At 51.3% G+C, this 16,123-nt stretch carries 21 protein-coding genes and 1 tRNA gene; 7 read left to right on the top strand and 15 right to left on the bottom strand.

The window, feature by feature from the left end; translation table 11 throughout:
* Positions 1–861 (top strand): universal stress protein, encoded by an 861-nt coding sequence (locus FH755_RS01940; protein WP_292438129.1) that lies wholly within the window; start codon positions 1–3, stop codon positions 859–861.
* Positions 862–948: 87 nt separating this feature from the next.
* Here FH755_RS01940 and FH755_RS01935 read toward each other — a convergent pair whose 3' ends face one another.
* The 10 genes from FH755_RS01935 to FH755_RS01890 form a co-directional block, all read right to left on the bottom strand.
* On the bottom strand, positions 949–1,155 hold the full coding sequence (locus FH755_RS01935) for a hypothetical protein (RefSeq protein ID WP_292438127.1): 207 nt from the start codon (positions 1,153–1,155) through the stop codon (positions 949–951).
* Positions 1,156–1,394: 239 nt separating this feature from the next.
* Positions 1,395–1,485 (bottom strand) — tRNA-Ser (locus FH755_RS01930).
* Positions 1,486–1,505: 20 nt separating this feature from the next.
* Complete coding sequence (locus tag FH755_RS01925) at positions 1,506–2,492, bottom strand: type III pantothenate kinase (protein ID WP_292438125.1); 987 nt, start codon at positions 2,490–2,492, stop codon at positions 1,506–1,508.
* Positions 2,489–3,292: a biotin--[acetyl-CoA-carboxylase] ligase gene (locus FH755_RS01920; RefSeq protein WP_292438124.1), complete on the bottom strand. Its 804-nt coding sequence runs from the start codon at positions 3,290–3,292 to the stop codon at positions 2,489–2,491. The genes FH755_RS01925 and FH755_RS01920 overlap by 4 nt, the downstream gene beginning before the upstream one ends.
* A gap of 86 nt (positions 3,293–3,378) precedes the next feature.
* Positions 3,379–3,606: a hypothetical protein gene (locus tag FH755_RS01915; protein WP_292438122.1), complete on the bottom strand. Its 228-nt coding sequence runs from the start codon at positions 3,604–3,606 to the stop codon at positions 3,379–3,381.
* 36 nt (positions 3,607–3,642) lie between these two features.
* Positions 3,643–4,017, bottom strand: coding sequence for a DUF2069 domain-containing protein (locus FH755_RS01910; protein ID WP_292438119.1), 375 nt, complete (start codon positions 4,015–4,017; stop codon positions 3,643–3,645).
* Positions 4,014–4,604, bottom strand: a complete 591-nt coding sequence (gene wrbA, locus FH755_RS01905; RefSeq protein ID WP_292438117.1) for an NAD(P)H:quinone oxidoreductase — start codon at positions 4,602–4,604, stop codon at positions 4,014–4,016. Before wrbA ends, FH755_RS01910 begins: the two co-directional genes overlap by 4 nt.
* Positions 4,605–4,607: 3 nt before the next feature.
* A complete protein-coding gene (gene arsC, locus FH755_RS01900) occupies positions 4,608–4,958 on the bottom strand; it encodes an arsenate reductase (glutaredoxin) (protein ID WP_292438115.1) in 351 nt (116 codons plus the stop codon).
* On the bottom strand, positions 4,955–6,136 hold the full coding sequence (gene lapB, locus FH755_RS01895; RefSeq protein ID WP_292438113.1) for a lipopolysaccharide assembly protein LapB: 1,182 nt from the start codon (positions 6,134–6,136) through the stop codon (positions 4,955–4,957). The genes arsC and lapB overlap by 4 nt, the downstream gene beginning before the upstream one ends.
* A 5-nt stretch (positions 6,137–6,141) precedes the next feature.
* On the bottom strand, positions 6,142–6,435 hold the full coding sequence (locus FH755_RS01890) for a LapA family protein (RefSeq protein ID WP_292438111.1): 294 nt from the start codon (positions 6,433–6,435) through the stop codon (positions 6,142–6,144).
* A gap of 164 nt (positions 6,436–6,599) precedes the next feature.
* Here FH755_RS01890 and fdxA point away from each other — a divergent pair, with 164 nt between their 5' ends.
* Positions 6,600–6,923, top strand: coding sequence for a ferredoxin FdxA (fdxA, locus tag FH755_RS01885; RefSeq protein ID WP_292438109.1), 324 nt, complete (start codon positions 6,600–6,602; stop codon positions 6,921–6,923).
* Between the two features lie 51 nt (positions 6,924–6,974).
* Here the strand turns inward: fdxA and FH755_RS01880 are convergent, their stop codons facing one another.
* From FH755_RS01880 to ftsY, 5 genes are all read right to left on the bottom strand, one after another.
* On the bottom strand, positions 6,975–8,309 hold the full coding sequence (locus FH755_RS01880) for an IS4 family transposase (protein ID WP_292438107.1): 1,335 nt from the start codon (positions 8,307–8,309) through the stop codon (positions 6,975–6,977).
* A 118-nt stretch (positions 8,310–8,427) separates the two neighbouring features.
* On the bottom strand, positions 8,428–9,288 hold the full coding sequence (gene rpoH, locus FH755_RS01875) for an RNA polymerase sigma factor RpoH (RefSeq protein ID WP_292438105.1): 861 nt from the start codon (positions 9,286–9,288) through the stop codon (positions 8,428–8,430).
* Between the two features lie 101 nt (positions 9,289–9,389).
* Positions 9,390–10,319: a permease-like cell division protein FtsX gene (gene ftsX, locus FH755_RS01870; protein WP_292438103.1), complete on the bottom strand. Its 930-nt coding sequence runs from the start codon at positions 10,317–10,319 to the stop codon at positions 9,390–9,392.
* Positions 10,319–10,969: a cell division ATP-binding protein FtsE gene (ftsE, locus tag FH755_RS01865; RefSeq protein WP_292438101.1), complete on the bottom strand. Its 651-nt coding sequence runs from the start codon at positions 10,967–10,969 to the stop codon at positions 10,319–10,321. The genes ftsX and ftsE overlap by 1 nt, the downstream gene beginning before the upstream one ends.
* Entirely contained in the window at positions 10,969–12,033 is a 1,065-nt protein-coding gene (gene ftsY, locus FH755_RS01860; RefSeq protein WP_292438100.1) for a signal recognition particle-docking protein FtsY, read from the bottom strand. The genes ftsE and ftsY overlap by 1 nt, the downstream gene beginning before the upstream one ends.
* 63 nt (positions 12,034–12,096) lie before the next feature.
* Between ftsY and FH755_RS01855 the strand changes: the two genes are divergently transcribed.
* Genes FH755_RS01855 through FH755_RS01835 form a run of 5 tightly spaced genes read left to right on the top strand, consistent with a single transcriptional unit; the run spans position 12,097 to position 16,113 of the window.
* A complete protein-coding gene (locus tag FH755_RS01855) occupies positions 12,097–13,464 on the top strand; it encodes a pitrilysin family protein (RefSeq protein WP_292438098.1) in 1,368 nt (455 codons plus the stop codon).
* The gene (locus tag FH755_RS01850) at positions 13,454–14,767 is read left to right on the top strand and encodes a pitrilysin family protein (protein ID WP_292438097.1); all 1,314 of its coding nucleotides are present in this window, start codon (positions 13,454–13,456) and stop codon (positions 14,765–14,767) included. The genes FH755_RS01855 and FH755_RS01850 overlap by 11 nt, the downstream gene beginning before the upstream one ends.
* On the top strand, positions 14,742–15,335 hold the full coding sequence (rsmD, locus tag FH755_RS01845; RefSeq protein ID WP_292438095.1) for a 16S rRNA (guanine(966)-N(2))-methyltransferase RsmD: 594 nt from the start codon (positions 14,742–14,744) through the stop codon (positions 15,333–15,335). The genes FH755_RS01850 and rsmD overlap by 26 nt, the downstream gene beginning before the upstream one ends.
* Positions 15,332–15,817: a pantetheine-phosphate adenylyltransferase gene (gene coaD, locus FH755_RS01840; RefSeq protein WP_292438094.1), complete on the top strand. Its 486-nt coding sequence runs from the start codon at positions 15,332–15,334 to the stop codon at positions 15,815–15,817. The genes rsmD and coaD overlap by 4 nt, the downstream gene beginning before the upstream one ends.
* Before the next feature lie 41 nt (positions 15,818–15,858).
* A complete protein-coding gene (locus FH755_RS01835) occupies positions 15,859–16,113 on the top strand; it encodes a YfhL family 4Fe-4S dicluster ferredoxin (protein ID WP_292438093.1) in 255 nt (84 codons plus the stop codon).
* The last annotated feature ends 10 nt before the right edge of the window (positions 16,114–16,123 follow it).

Raw genomic sequence — 16,123 nt, 5'->3', positions numbered from 1 at the left:
ATGAGCAAAGTCATAGCCTGTATTGATGGCTCGCAAGTGGCGATGGATGTCTGCGATGCCGCCGCCTGGGCCAGCCTGAAGATGAGAGCGCCGCTCGATCTGTTGCATGTGCTGGATAAGGATGAATATCCTAAAGCCGGCAATCGCAATGATTTGTCGGGCAACATCGGCCTCGGCAGCCGTGAACACTTGCTGGAAGAACTGACTGAACTAGATGCCAAGCGCAGTAAACTCGCGCTTGAGCACGGTAAGCACATGCTGGATGATGCCAGAAAGCGCGTCGAAGCCGATGGGGCAGAAGCGGTCAGCACGCATCAGCGTCACGGCAGTCTGTTGGAGACATTGCAGGAAGCAGAAGAGGATATGCGCTTACTGGTGATGGGGCGGCAGGGCGAAGCTCATGGTAATCAGGCTCACAGTCTCGGCAGCCACCTGGAAAACGTTGTGCGGGCAATGCATAAACCGATTATGGTGGTGGTACCCGGTTTTAGAGCCCCGACTCGTTTCATGTTTGCCTATGACGGCAGTAAAACGGCACAAAAGGCGCTGGATAAACTGGTTCAGAGCCCCCTGTTGAAGGGCCTGGAATGTCATTTAGTGATGGTCGCTGAAGACGATGACAAGCACATGAACGATCTGAAAAGTGCTGAACAAAAGCTGGCGGCGGCTGGCTATCAAGTCAAAACTAAGCTTAAGCAGGGCGATGTGCAGGCGGTTTTATCCGCTTATCAGCAGCAATATGCCATCGATCTGCTGGTGATGGGGGCTTATGGCCATTCCCGTATTCGCCAGTTTCTGGTGGGTAGTAATACAGCGAAAATGGTGCGCCTGAGCAATATATCGATGCTGTTGCTTCGTTAACAGTACAGGATGCAGGATGCCCTGATCCCAGCAGTTTGGGTTGTTGGGCTGGCTCCCCTTCCATGACGGGAAGGGGAGCGCTGGTCATTACAGTCGCTTCTTCAGCATTTCTTTGCCTTTTCTGACCATTTGCTGGTTCTGTTCCTGAACCTCCTTGAAAAACTGAGCGGCATCGTTATCGCCCTGTTTTTCTGCATCTTCCATGTATTGGCAGCAGATGTCCTCTCCCTGAGCCGCGTGGTAAATAGTACTTACCAAGTCATAATCTTTATCTCTGAGTGCATGATTACTCATGATTTCCTCCTGAAGTTTCTTGGTCTTCAATATAAAGTCGTCACTTCTTCGGAAAGATTAAAGGTCGCTCTGAATATCTAGAGTCAGAGAACCTCATCAACAGGTTCGACTAACCTAGAGTAGGGGAGTTCTTCAGGTTTGGATTGATTTGCCGGCTTCGAGGGTTTTGCGTTACTTGAGATGATGCAGAGGCATGTCGTGAATAGCCTCAGAGGGATATATATGCAGAGGCTGAATAATGGCGGAGAAGGAGGGATTCGAACCCTCGATAGGCTATTAACCTATACACACTTTCCAGGCGTGCGCCTTCAGCCACTCGGCCACTTCTCCTAAGGGTGCGAAAGATTACCCTAGATTGCTTCTTCTGGCAATGCCGAACCAGGCTTGTCTTTGCCTGATGCGGGCTTATCAGCTTGCGTCTGTACCTTTTTACCACGACTTCGGCGCGGCTTTTTATTTGTCGCTGTTTCGTTTTTGCTGTCAGCCTGGGGATGGTTTTCTGCAGTTTGCGCTGACTTTTCCTCTGGCTTGTCATCGTCAGTGATGGTCGATTCTGTTGATACTTCCGATTTTTTGACACGACTTTTTTTCTTATCGTCCTGACGGACGTAGAAAGCGAGACCTTTGAGAACGATATCGGGATAGTGATTGATATCGTCTGGTAACAGTGGCAGAAGTTGTTCAGCATCACCACCGGTAATGCTAAAACGAACCTGATTGTTAAATGTTTGCTTCAGATCATTGATGATGCGTTCGAGCGTAGCGCTGACGCTATAGAGTGTACCGGCCTGAATGGCACTGAAAGTATTGGTAGCCAGGGTATTGAATTCTTTTTCACCGGGTGCTTCAGTCAGCGCATCGGTGTTGGCTGCCAGTGAACTGCGCATCAGGCTGAGCCCGGGCAGAATCATACCGCCTTGATGCTGGCCGGTTTTGCTGACAATATCGATAGTCATGGCTGTCCCGCAGTCGATCACACATTGCGCCTGGCGGGCATGCTGCCGGGCAGCTATCAGTGACAGCCAGCGGTCAATGCCCAGTTTCTCCGGCTCATCATAGGCATTGGTGACCCCGAAACGTTTTTTTTCACTGATGATAAAGTTCGGAGTGATTTGCCAGGTTTTCTGGGTCCATTCAGTGAGTTGTTGAGCCAGCTTATCGCCCCCCACATTGGCGACATACACCGCTTCAATGTCGGACAGGTTTTTCCATGCTTTATTGAGAGAGGCTTTGATGCCGGTTTTCGCCCGCTGGAAACTATGACTGTCATTGAGTCCGCTTTTGTCCAGCGTGGCCCATTTGACGCGGCTGTTGCCAATATCAACCAATAATTTCATGAGGCAAACCTGATGCTGATGTGGCTGTTGGAAAGCTGGTGAATCTGATTATCGCGCAGATAACGTAATTCACCCTGATCGTTGATACCACAGGCCAGTGCCGGGATACGCTGCTCCCCATCTATCAAAGTGATGGCCTGCTCATGCAGCGCATCATACTGGGGCCAGAGTGGCAGGAAGTCGCTGAGGCCACGGTGTTCAAACAGTTGAATTGTTTCGATCATGTTCTGAATTATTTTTCCTGCCAGCCAGTTTCGACAGGGGACCGGGTCACATAACTGTTCGAGGCTGGTGGAAGGTTGTTGGATTAAATTCCGGGTGGATGTCGGAAGCTTAAAGTTAAGGCCGATGCCCACTACCGTGAATTGCTTGGTATTGAACCTTGATTCTACAAGAATTCCTGCCAGCTTTTGTCGCTGGTACAGCACATCATTAGGCCATTTTAGCTGTAACTGATTGATTCCAGCTTCCTTAAGGGTGTTTATCAGGCTGATGCCGATGGCAATACTTAGGCCGTTTCTGGGCTTATCTGCGCAATTGGGCCAGAACAGTGACAGGTAGAGATTGCCGGCAGCAGGGGACTGCCATTGATCGCCTCGCCGGCCACGACCGGCAGTTTGTGTTTCCGCTAGACAGACAGCGGGGGATTGCCTGCCGCTGCTGAAACGCTCCCACAAAGCATCACTGGTAGAACGAATTTCTGGGTATATCAGTATCTCTTCCAGTTGATCTGCGGTGGAAGCTGACATGGCACGGCTGATCTCAGCCAGAGATAAAGGGGCAAAAGCGGATGGATTCAAAGAACTGGTCTTGGTGATAAAACGTGCGGTTAGTCTAGCAGGCGTAAGACAGCGCTGTGAACCCGTTGCTGAGGGAAATAACTGGACTAGACAGTGATATCCAACAGGCTGCCAACCATTTCATTACTGGTTTCGATGACCTTGGCAGCGGCTTCAACCTGGCGTTTATTTGCATCCAGTTGCACCAGAGACTGGGTTAGTTGCTCACTGGAAAGCTGATCGGCGCGGGCGATTTGACTAGCATTCTGGCTGGCGCCGGCAATGCCACTCTGTACCCCGGCGATGCCGGATTGGAAAGCTGAAATGCTGTTCATGGTCTGTCCCTCATTGATAATGTGATTTTTATCACATCATCGATTACTTTTTTGTGATGGATTTCTCATTTTTGCATCCATTTTTATAAAAACGATACTGCCACAAAAGCACAGGAAACTGAAAATCAGCGCCAACAGTGGATACATAATCATACTATCACCGCTGTAGAGTTCGCCCACAGCATGGCTGAAATAAAACAGCATCAGGAAGCTGGTCCAGGCATGGGTGTAGGGTTTGGCGTAGAGCAGACCGCGCATTGGAAACAACAATGGCACCACCCCCAGCACCAGCATTGCGGCGGTGGGGAAGTTGCCGGCATGCGGGGCAATCAGAATCCAGGCGAGCAGGGTTATCATCAGGCCGAAGAAACTCAGCAGGGTCAGCCAGCGGAAAAACAGGACTTTATTCATTTTAATTTAGTAGTGACTTGGGCGATACGTTTACCCAGCGCGCGACATAGCTGAGCCTCTTCATCGCTGAGTTTGCGGTTATTCTGGCTGCCGGCGACATGGCTGGGACCATAAGGTGTGCCGCCACTGTCAGTCAGCATCAGGCCGGGCTCACTGTAGGGCAGCCCCATCAACAGCATGCCATGATGCATCAGCGGTAACATCATCGACAGCAGCGTGGATTCCTGGCCGCCATGCAGACTACCGGTCGAGGTAAATACCGCTGCCGGTTTACCGGCGAGTTCACCGGACAACCAGATATCACTGGTCGAATCGATGAAATATTTGAGCGGTGCCGCCATATTACCGAAACGGGTCGGGCTGCCCAGCACCAGTGCATCGCAATGCTTGAGATCATCATGTGTGACGTAGAGATGGCCCTCAGCCGGAATAGTGTCTTCAGTTGCTTCACACACCGCTGAAACGGCGGGTACAGTGCGAAGCAGTGCATGGCAGCCGCTGACGCTTTCCACCCCTCGACCAATCTGCTCAGCCATGCTTTTAACATGCCCGGAGCGGCTGTAATAGAGAATCAGGATGTCAGCCATTGTTTAAATAATATCCAGCACGGATTCAGGGGGACGACCCAAACGGGCCTTATTGTCTTTAATCACGATCGGACGTTCAATGAGTTTGGGATGTTTGACCATGGCGTTGATCAGCTCGTCTTCACTCAGGCTGGGGTCTTTGAGGTTCAAAGCTTTATAGTCATCTTCCCCCTTGCGCAACAGATCACGCGCTGAAATCCCCAGTTTTTGCAGAATCTGTTTGAGTTCAGCGGCACTGGGCGGAGTGTCCAGATATTTGATGATATCAGGTTCAATGCCTTTTTCTTCCAGCAGGGCCAGTGTTTGTCTGGACTTGCTGCAGCGCGGGTTATGAAGAATCTGAATATCGCTCATCGATTAGGCTCCAATAATTTTTCCAAAGCAGATAAATGAATTTCGACGGGACGAATTGTGCCCCATTGTGAACAGCCCGGGCATTGCCAGTGCATGGTACGTCCGGAGAAGCCACAGTTTTTACATGTGTAGCGGTCGCCTTTATGAATCAGCGCGGTCGTGACTTCCTTAATCAGCGGAATCAAGACCTGATGGTTGTCCTCGCCAAGCATGATCAACTGATGCAGCCCTTCCACGGAGGGATGTTGATATAACTCACGATAGAGAAACTGCTGTGCGGCCTGATTACCCTGTTGTTTGCGAATCAACCGGGTCAGCAAGAGTCGGGCAGAGGTCAGGTTGGGGTGACGCTCCAACAGGCTTTGCAGCCAATCACGGAACAGATGCATATGACCGGTGTGTTCATAGCAGCGCTCCAGCAGGGGCAGTGCCTCGGACAGGAAGTAGTGGTTCTGCTGCTCAATCTGCTGCAAGACCCGAATTGCCTTACGGTACTGGCCGGCATGAATCAGCATACGCCCTTCCAGCAGGCTGGCCCGTACACAGTTTGGATCGAAGTGATGAGCACTGCGTAATAAATTAATCGCCTGTTGCCGGTCGCTTTCAATCAAGGGTTCCGCCAGTTCACAGTAAAACTGGGCAATCAGGGGATGGGTATTGGTTTTCTTGTCGCTAGGCAGTTTTTTTGCCATATCGATGGCTTGCTGCCACTTTTTTTCCTGCTGATAAATGCGCAGCAGTTGTCGTGGTGCCTCTGTCGGCGGCGGTGTTTGTTGTAACAGCTCCAGAAATAACTGTTCGGCACGGTCCAATACACCGGCGCTCATGTAATCCAGGCCTAACTCGACTAATGCCTGGATTCGCTGGGCGCTACTCAGTGTCGGTCGCGCGATCAGGTTCTGATGAATGCGGATAGCGCGTTCAGTTTCACCGCGGCGCCTGAACAGGTTAGCGAGTGCCAGATGCGTTTCGACGGTTTCACTGTTGACTTCAAGCAGGCCGATAAAGACATCAATCGCTTTATCAGGCTGTTCATTCAACAGGTAGTTCAGCCCTTTAAAATATTCCGGACTGAATGCAGAGTCTTGAGGCCGATAGCGACGCTTGTAATGGCGTCGCGCCATCAGCCAGCCTGACAAGGCAGCAACGGGCAGCAGAAAAAATAGCCACTGGAGCATCACGATTAATGACTGTCTTTGATAGGCAAAATACGCAAGCTGTTAATTTCCTGCTCGGAAACGGACAGTCGATGCTGCAGACGACGGTTCTCATAACGCAGTTTGAGCGTAGTCAGTACGAGCACGATCATGCCGATAGTGACCCCCAGCAGCATGGCTATGACCAGTAGTGCAGATAGCGGCAATGTGAACTCACCAAAATAAAAATTGACTGTCACGGCAGTCATGTTGAATGCGGCAAATGCAGCACTGAAGATAAATATCAGCGCGAACAAAAGCAGGAAAAAGATTTTTCGCATACTGCGCAGTCCCTCAATATTGCTTATATCAGAGCAAAGTGTTTCACACCCCGATCATACCGTAAAAACGATCCTTGCCCAGAACAGGTGCAAATCATGTAAAATGTCCGTTTAATTAAAGACAGGCTGGAGCCTGCATAACTCGTGTTTTTGGAGAATTCAACATGACCTTTGTTGTCACAGAAAACTGTATCAAGTGTAAATATACTGACTGCGTTGATGTCTGCCCAGTAGATTGTTTTCACGAAGGTCCTAACTTCCTGGTCATCGATCCAGACGAGTGTATCGACTGCACCCTGTGTGAGCCGGAGTGTCCTGCAGAAGCGATTTTCTCGGAAGATGACTTGCCGGATGAGCAAATGGAGTTTCTGCAAATCAACGAAGAACTGTCACGTGTGTGGCCTGTTCTATCTGAGAAGAAAGATCCACTGCCAGATGCTGAAGAGTGGGACGGAAAGCCGGACAAAGCACCGCTGCTGGAAAGATAATCGGCGTTTCAGGACAGATATAAAAAAAGCCCGCTTTAAGCGCAATGCAGTTCACTTAAGCGGTGATGCCCTGTAATTAACTGGATAACGGGTCTTAGACATCTTAACCGCCCTGGGCCTTGACGGCCTGGGGCGTTTTTTTAAGAAGAGTATGGCGATATTGCCCCTGAGATTCTCTAACCTTTTAGGTGTGTTCGCGGGAGAGACGGCCACAGCCATATTGATAAGCTCTGCAGCGATAAACTGGCAAGCGAACTTAAAACTGACATCATCAGGCGTATAGCCATGACTGACAGCCGCAAGACTCGCTTCCCGTCTGATGAGGTTATAAGCGAGTAGTAATCCCCATAGCTCCTGATAAACCAGTTCCACGGTCTTGCTACGTAACGTCAGCGCATTGTTTTGCATGCTGCTTTTGATGTCTCGGAAGCCAAGCTCAATCTGCCAGCGTTGATGGTAGAGTTCGGCCACCGCTTTAGCCTCAAACTGACGAGCAGGTAAAGAGGTCAGCACGGTCTTTGTACTCTGACCGACCTGATAAGTGACTGCTCTGGCCTGCCATGTTTCAGGGAGTGTGGGGGTTTGCTTTCTGGACTGCGGCGAGACACGCATTTCAATCAACTGGTCGCCGTCACCATAGTCTTCAATTACCTCGTATCGACAACCTTTTCGCATCGGTAATAACCAGTGACGGTTATTTTCCCTGCTGCCTAACTGATGAAGCAGAGGGGCACTGAAAAACCCTTTATCAAGCAAAGTCACGCTGTTGTCTGGCAGGGTGTTTAACATCGCTGTAGCCAGCGGCATTTCACTTTTCCGGTAAGGGCTGATTTGCGCATCCAACAGCAGGTGGGAGTGTACATTCATCACGGTCACAACCCGGCAGACAGGATAAGGTGTTTGCCGGGAGGTCGAGGTATTACCGCTGCCAAAGTGACTTCGCAGTTCCTGTGTGTCTGCCGTACGAAACAGGGCGCCATCAATGGCAAATACCTGCAGTCCCTGCCAATTGTCGCCAGGGTAGCGCTCTGTGGCCCACTGTCCGGCACTATGACGGAATAACCAGGCTAATGATTCCGAGCCCAGCTTCTGACGTGCCTGGGTCAAAGCACTTTTTGCCATCACAGTATCGACGGCTTCACCATCAATACTGATGTTCATCCGTCGGGCGATTTCGATTAGCGGTTCATTCCGGAAAAAGGCCATCCCCACTACAAGCCACAGCACATACTCACTGACCAGTTTTCTACGCCGAACCGTCACTTGATTGGCCTGCTTCGTAGCCAATTCCAACCAGTCGCGAGGAATGTGCTCTGCAAAAGTACTGACTGAGGACGGATAATAACCGCTATCTGTTAAGTCTGACAGTAAGGCTTGAAAGGACATAAAAAAACTCCAGTGATATGACTATCACTGGAGTTTGATCCCTTTACTGATTCAGTCAAGTTTTCTTAACTGATCAGCATTGCGCTTTAAGCGGGCTTTTTTACGTTTAAAATTCAAATTAAGCCATCAGTTTCTTGAGCTTTTTGATGGCGTTGTTTTCAATCTGGCGAATCCGCTCAGCAGATACCTGGTACTGATCAGCCAGGGTGTGCAGCGTCGCTTTGTTATCCTCACTCAGCCAGCGCTGAGCAATAATGTCACGACTGCGCTCATCCAGTGTCGCCAGGGCATTCGCCAGTTTCTGCTGCTGATAATCACTGAAGTCATCCTGCTCCAGTTGCTGAGATGGGTCAGCATTATCCGGTGCCGCCAGGTAGGCGACCGGTGAGTAATGACTGTCTTCGTCATCATTGTCAGCGGGCAGATCGAATGAGGCATCCGGCTGCGCCAGTCTGCGTTCCATATCCATGACGTTGGCAGGGGTTACCCCCAAATCCTCGGCCACCGCTTCAACTTCTTCCTGATTCAGCCAACCTAGTCGTTGTTTGGCGCTGCGAAGGTTGAAGAACAGTTTGCGCTGGGCCTTGGTGGTCGCAATTTTGACGATGCGCCAGTTGCGAATCACATATTCATGAATTTCAGCACGGATCCAGTGCACGGCAAAGGAAACCAGTCGTACCCCTTTTTCCGGGTTGAAGCGTTTGACCGCTTTCATCAGGCCAATATTGCCTTCCTGAATCAGGTCAGCCACCGGCAGACCATAGCCGCTGTAACCCTTGGCGATACGAACAACAAAACGCAGATGTGACAGTACCAGCCGCTGGGCGGCATCAAGGTCACCGTCACGCTGCAGCCGAGTTGCCAGATCGTGCTCTTCTTCAGCGGTCAGTACAGGGATAGTGTGTACCAGGCTGGTATAGGCGTCGAGGTTGCCAATCGGTGCCAATGCCAGTTGGTATTGGGCCACATTTGTTGTCATCTGCGCAGTCTCCTGAGAGTCATCGCTAAATCATAGCATTAAATATTATTTTACGGCTATAAGAGGCATAAAACAGGTAGAAAGTTCCTGTTTTATGCTGCTTAAGTCGGCTCGATTTCATTAAGGTGTCTGCCCACTGCCAGCCAGGCACCAAGAACTCCCAGCACCAGCCCGAACAAGGGCAAAGCAATAAACATCTGGCCGCCCAGCCAGTTGAGTGTGAACTGGCTGTCATACAGGGCTGCCAGCCGGTTCACCGGACCACTGATGAACAGTAGTGTCAGCAGCAATGTCAGCCAGGCAATCGCGCCGCCCAGCAGCCCATACCAGAAGCCGGTGTAGAGAAATGGTCTGCGCACAAACGCATTGGTACCACCGACCAGTTTGATGACACGGATTTCAGTCTGGCGATTCAATATGGCAAGGCGAATGGTGTTGCCTATCACCAGAAGAACGCTGAGTGATAGCAAAATGGCCAGAATGCTGATGCCCCGTTCGCCGGCTTCATTGATACTGCGCAGACGCTGGAGCCATTCCATATCCAGCTTGGCGAGTTCCACTTCCTGCATACTTTGTAGTCTGTCCAGCAGGCTGTGTAAAGCTTCATTCTCATGCTGACCGGCTTCAGGCTGGATAATGATGACCGGTGGAAGTGGATTATCGGGCAGGGTATCGAGCAGACTATCGAGACCGGATAACTGACGGAATTCGGCCAGCGAATCTTTGGCCGATTGATAGTGAACAGTATTAATGTCGGGCCAGGTCAGCAATTGTTCAGCCAGTTGTTTACCACGCTGATCGGGGGTGTCGTGGTGCAGAAACAGTGATATCTGGCTGGCTTCCTCCCACTGACTGCTGACCTGCTCTACATTCTTCAGCAGCACATAGAGCCCTGCCGGTAAAGCCAGTGCGATACCGATCACCAGTACCGTCATTGTGGTGGCAGCAGGCGTGCGCCAGAGTTGACCCAGGCTGTAGAGCATTACCTGCAGGTGACGCAGGAAATAATTGTGCAGATTGAGTTTCAGCATCAGGCCAGTCGCCCCTGGTTCAGCTTGATTTGACGATGTGACATGCGGTTAATCAGTTCCAGATCATGAGAGGCAATAAACACCGTGACTCCCACCTGATTGAACTGCTCAAAAAGATGCATGATTTCCTGGGAAAGATCCGGGTCCAGGTTACCGGTCGGTTCGTCAGCCAGCAGCACCGGCGGCCGGTTGACGACGGCGCGGGCAATGCCGACCCGCTGCTGCTCACCGCCGGAGAGGGCGATCGGCAGACTGCGCTCCTTACCCAGTAAGCCCACTTTATCCAGGGCTGCTCTAACACGGCGACCAATCTCACGATGGTTTTCACCCGCGATAATCAGCGGCAGCGCTACATTGTCGAACACGGTGCGGTCATGCAAAAGGTTATGATCCTGAAATACCAGCCCGATTTTGCGGCGGTAATAGGGAACTTTCCATTTGGTCAGGCGCGTCAGGTTCTGATTATTGACCCAGACCTGGCCGTGGGAGCTGCGTTCAATCAATGCAATCAGTTTCAGCAGCGTGCTTTTACCCGCGCCGGAGTGACCGGTGAGAAAAGCCATTTCGCCCTTGTCGAGCTCGAAGCTGAGCCCGGACAACGCTTCATGCTGGTTGGGATAACGTTTGTAAACCTCACTGAAGCGAATCATTAATCGTCTTCTCGTCCTAACAGGGCATCGACAAAGTCGTTGGCATCAAAGGGCCGTAAATCATCAATTTTCTCACCGACACCGATATAACGTATGGGCAGACCGGTCTTGTCTGCAATGGCAAAAATAATGCCGCCTTTAGCGGTACCGTCAAGCTTGGTCAGGGTGATACCGGTCACCCCAACGGCTTGGTTAAATTGCTGTGCCTGTTGCAGTGCGTTCTGCCCTGTGCCGGCATCGACGACCAGCATGACTTCATGTGGTGCTGTTGCATCCACTTTAGCCATCACCCGTTTTACTTTTTTCAGTTCTTCCATGAGGTTGGACTGGGTATGCAGACGGCCCGCCGTATCCGCAATCAGAATATCGACGTCACGCGCTTTGGCGGCTTCCAGCGCATCGTAGATAACAGAGGCTGAATCTGCGCCGGTGGGCTGGGCAATCACCGGGATCTGGTTACGCTCACCCCAGACCTGCAGTTGTTCAACCGCAGCAGCGCGGAAGGTATCGCCGGCGGCCAGCATCACTTTTTTGTCCTGTTGCTGAAATTGTTTGGCCAGCTTGCCGATGGTGGTGGTTTTGCCGACACCGTTAATGCCCACCATCAGGATGACGAACGGGCCCTGTTTGCTGGGTATAACCAGGGGCTTGGCACTGGGCTCAAGGATTTTGACCATATCTTCACGCATCGCATTGAACAGCGCTTCGACATCGCCGAGCTGTTTGCGGTTAACGCGCTGGGTCAAATCATCGATGATGCGGGAAGTGGCATCAACCCCCAGATCGGCGGTCAATAGCTGAGTTTCCAATTCTTCCAGTAAATCATCGTCAATGCTTTTGCGACCCAGCACCAGGCTGGCAAAGCCCTCAGTCAGTTTATTACTGGTTCGGCTCAGCCCGGATTTCAGCCGGCCGAATAAGCCGGTGTTAGACTGCGCTTCTGCGGCTACCTGAGGTTCTTCTTCGGCATTGGACTGTGGCGTTATGTCAGCAGCTGTCTCAACCTGCTCTGAAGCCGTTTCCGGCTCGGTCGTTTTGTTTTTTTTTCTGAGGAAACTAAACATATTTTCTGCTTGTCGTTACACTTCGACGGTCAATCTTATCACGCAGCCATTAAAGAGATGCAGATGCTGAAACTAAAAAATCTAGCCTGGCTGGCCCTGTTACTGCCCGGCATTGTACAGGCACAGGTCAGCGAGTTTGAGCTTGATAACGGACTCAAACTTATTGTTAAAGAGGACCACCGGGCGCCGGTGGTTGTATCCCAAATCTGGTACAAAGTTGGTTCCAGCTACGAATACAACGGAATTACCGGTATCTCGCACGTGCTTGAGCATATGATGTTTAAAGGCACCGAGAATCTGGAACCCAACGAATTCTCCCAGATTATCGCCCGTAACGGCGGTGAACAGAATGCTTTCACCGGCCGGGATTACACAGCTTATTTTCAGAAGCTGCACAAAGATCGTCTTGAGGTCAGTTTTAAACACGAAGCTGATCGGATGCGAAATCTCATTATCGAACCGGCAGAGCTGTTGAAAGAGCGGGATGTTGTCGCCGAAGAGCGCCGTATGCGTACTGAGGACAACCCGCAGTCTCTGCTGCGTGAACACTTCAACGCCGCTGCTTTTATGAGCAGTCCATACGACCACCCGATTATCGGCTGGATGAGTGATATCCAGCATTACGAGGCTGACGACCTCAGGGAGTGGTATCAGATGTGGTATGCCCCCAATAATGCGACTGTGGTAGTGGCTGGTGATGTTGAACCCAAGGCCGTACTGGAATTGGCTAAACAATATTTCGGCCCGTTGAAGCCGGAAATTATTGCTGAATTAAAACCACGCGTGGAAGTAGCGCAGCGGGGCATACGCGAAATCAAGGTCAAGGCCCCGGCGGAATTGCCCTATCTGATGATGGGCTGGAAAGTGCCGGGAGTGACCACGGTGGCCGAAAAAAACAGCTGGGAACCTTATGCACTGGAAGTGCTGGCCGGTATTCTGGATGGGGGTAACAGCGCACGCTTTGCAAAAGAACTGGTCCGTGAACAGCAGGTTGCGACCAGTATCGGTGCCGGTAACAGCCTGTTCTCCCGCTTGAAAGACTTATTCCTTGTCGCCGGTACACCGGCCAACGGTAAAACGGTGGACGATTTAGAGGTGGCTGTTCGTGAACAGCTTGAACGACTCAAGCAGACCCCGGTGAGCTCCGAAGAACTTGATCGCGTAAAAGCCCAGGTTGTTGCCGAAACGGTCTACGAAAAAGACAGTGTTTTCTATCAGGCGATGCAGATAGGCATGCTCGAAACCATCGGGCTTGACTGGATGGTCGGCGAACAATATGTCGACAATATCAAAGCGGTCACCGCCGAGCAGGTACAGGCTGTTGCCAATAAATATTTCGTTGACGACAGCCTGACTATTGCTGAATTGGTGCCATTGCCACTGGATGGAAGCCGTCCCGTTTCGAATGCTGGAGATGCGCATGTTCGCTAGATTTTTTGTTTTCTTTTTCACCCTGCTTTCCGCTGGTTTGAGCTGGGCCGGCCCTGAGATCCAGCACTGGACCACAGACAATAAGGCGCGCGTGTATTTTGTGCCGGCGCCGGAATTGCCGATGGTCGATATCAGCGTGGTGTTTGATGCCGGCGCTGCCCGCGATGCTGAGCAACCGGGCAAGGCTAAAATGACGGCGGCGATGCTTGATGAAGGTACTGACAGCATGAACGCTGATGATATTGCCAGTGCCTTTGCCAATGTAGGGGCTAAATTCGGTGCCAGCTCCGAGCGCGATATGGCGGTGTTCAGTCTGCGTACGCTGACTGAGAAACAGGCTTTTGAACAAGCCATCGATACCTATACAAAAGTGCTTTCAAAACCCGCTTTCCCTCAGTCCGCCTTCGATCGCATTCAGCAGACATTGTTAACGGGACTGCAGGCTGAAAACCAGTCACCGCAGGCGATTGCGACCAGATCATTTTATGAAAATCTCTATGACCAGCATCCCTACAGCGTGATGCCTGCCGGTAATGCAGACAGTGTTCAGCAGTTGACACCCGCCGACCTGCAGGCCTTCTATGACCGTTATTACGTCAGTAGTAATGCGGTGGTAGTGATTGTGGGTGCCCTAGATCGGAAACAGGCCGAAGCTGTTGCCAGTCGCCTCACATCAGGTCTTGCCACCGGGAAGCCGGCTGAAACCCTGCCTGAAGTGAAGCCGATGCAACAGTCCCAGCTCATAAACAAAAGTTTCCCGTCAACCCAGACCACTATTGTGATGGGGCAGACGGGTATCAGCCGTGATGATCCAGATTATTTTCCACTCTATGTCGGTAATCATATTCTGGGCGGCAGTGGACTTGTGTCACAGCTCAGTGATGAGTTGCGGGAAAAACGCGGTCTGACTTATGGAGTTTACAGCTATTTCAAGCCGATGCAGCAAAAGGGGCCGTATCAGTTTGCATTGCAGACCCGGAATGAAAAAGCGCAGGAAGCCTTGACTGTACTCAAGAACACACTCAAGAAATTTATTGAAACCGGCCCCACCGAAGCCGAGCTGACGGCAGCCAAGCAGAATATTACCGGCGGCTTTGCCCTGCGGGTAGACAGTAACAGCAAGATCGCAGATTACCTCGCTATGATAGGATTCTACGATTTGCCACTGGACTATCTTGACAGCTTTAACGACAAAGTCGAAGCCGTCACCGTGGCGGATATCAAACAGGCATTCGAAAGACGAGTGAATGCCGAAACTATGCTGACGGTGCTGGTGGGTGGCGAGACAACAGAAACAGAATAAAACAGGATTTTTACGCATCATTGCCGGTGCCTGGCGGGGCCGGCAACTGGGCTTTTCGGATGTCGAGGGGCTTCGGCCGACCGGTGACCGGATCCGTGAAACCCTGTTCAACTGGCTGCAACCCTCACTGGGTTTCAGTCGCTGTCTGGATTGCTTTGCCGGCAGCGGCGCCCTGGGATTTGAGGCGGCGTCACGCGGTGCATCTCAGGTCGTCATGGTGGAAGCCGACCGGCAGGCATTCAATGATTTGAAACAGAATCAGGGACTACTCAAGGCTGATCAGTGTGACATTATTCACGGCCGCATAGAATCTTATCTGGCTACCGCCAGCCAGCCTTTTGATGTGGTTTTTCTGGACCCGCCTTATCAGCTGGATTTGTGGTCAGACGTGGCCACACTGCTTACGGATAAAGGCCTGCTCAATAAGGGGGCCCGCATTTACCTGGAATATCCCCGTCGCCAGTCACAGCCTTTATTGCCCCCGACCTGGCATTGTTTGCGAGAAAAGCAGGCAGGTGATGTAAAATACGCTTTGTTTGAATTTCAACCCGGAGCAGCCGACGGATGACCACCGCTATTTACCCGGGAACCTTTGACCCGATTACCTACGGCCATATTGATCTGGTCAACCGGGCTGCCACGCTGTTCGACAAGGTGATTGTGGCGATTGCCATCAATCCCGGCAAACAACCCATGTTCAGCCTCGATGAACGTGTCGAGTTGGCACGGCAAACATTGCAGGATCTGAATAATGTCGAAGTACGCGGATTTGAGGGCCTGCTGGTTAATGAAGCGATCAGTATGGGCGCCAATGTCATTATCCGCGGGCTGCGGGCGGTTTCTGATTTTGAGTATGAATTACAATTGGCAACCATGAACCGGCGTATGCAGTCAAAAGTGGAAACCCTGTTTCTGACACCGGCTGAAAACCTGAGCTTCGTCTCTTCGTCACTGGTGAAGGAAATCGCCATTCTTGGCGGTGAGGTGTCAGAGTTCGTCGCCCCTTGTGTGCAGGCAGCATTGAAAGCCAAATTGCCTGCCCCCAAATAACAGCGATAAGATCGCTTAAATATCGAATTGTGGAGTGAGAGATGTCCCTGTTTATCACCGATGAATGCATCAACTGCGATGTATGCGAGCCCGAGTGCCCCAATGGCGCGATATCGCAAGGTGCTGAAATTTATGAGATTGATCCGGATTTGTGCACCGAATGTGTGGGTCACTTCGACACGCCGCAGTGTGTGGAAGTCTGTCCGGTGGATTGTATTCCCAAAGACCCGGACAATGTTGAGAGCCATGATCAGCTCTATGCCAAATACGAAACCCTGATGGCCGCTGGCAAATGAGTTTTCAGCA

This window comes from Methylophaga sp. (assembly GCF_009711715.1).
Lineage (GTDB): Bacteria > Pseudomonadota > Gammaproteobacteria > Nitrosococcales > Methylophagaceae > Methylophaga.
Note: the sequence above shows the minus strand (reverse complement) of the source record. Positions and strands in the feature narration are given on the sequence as shown.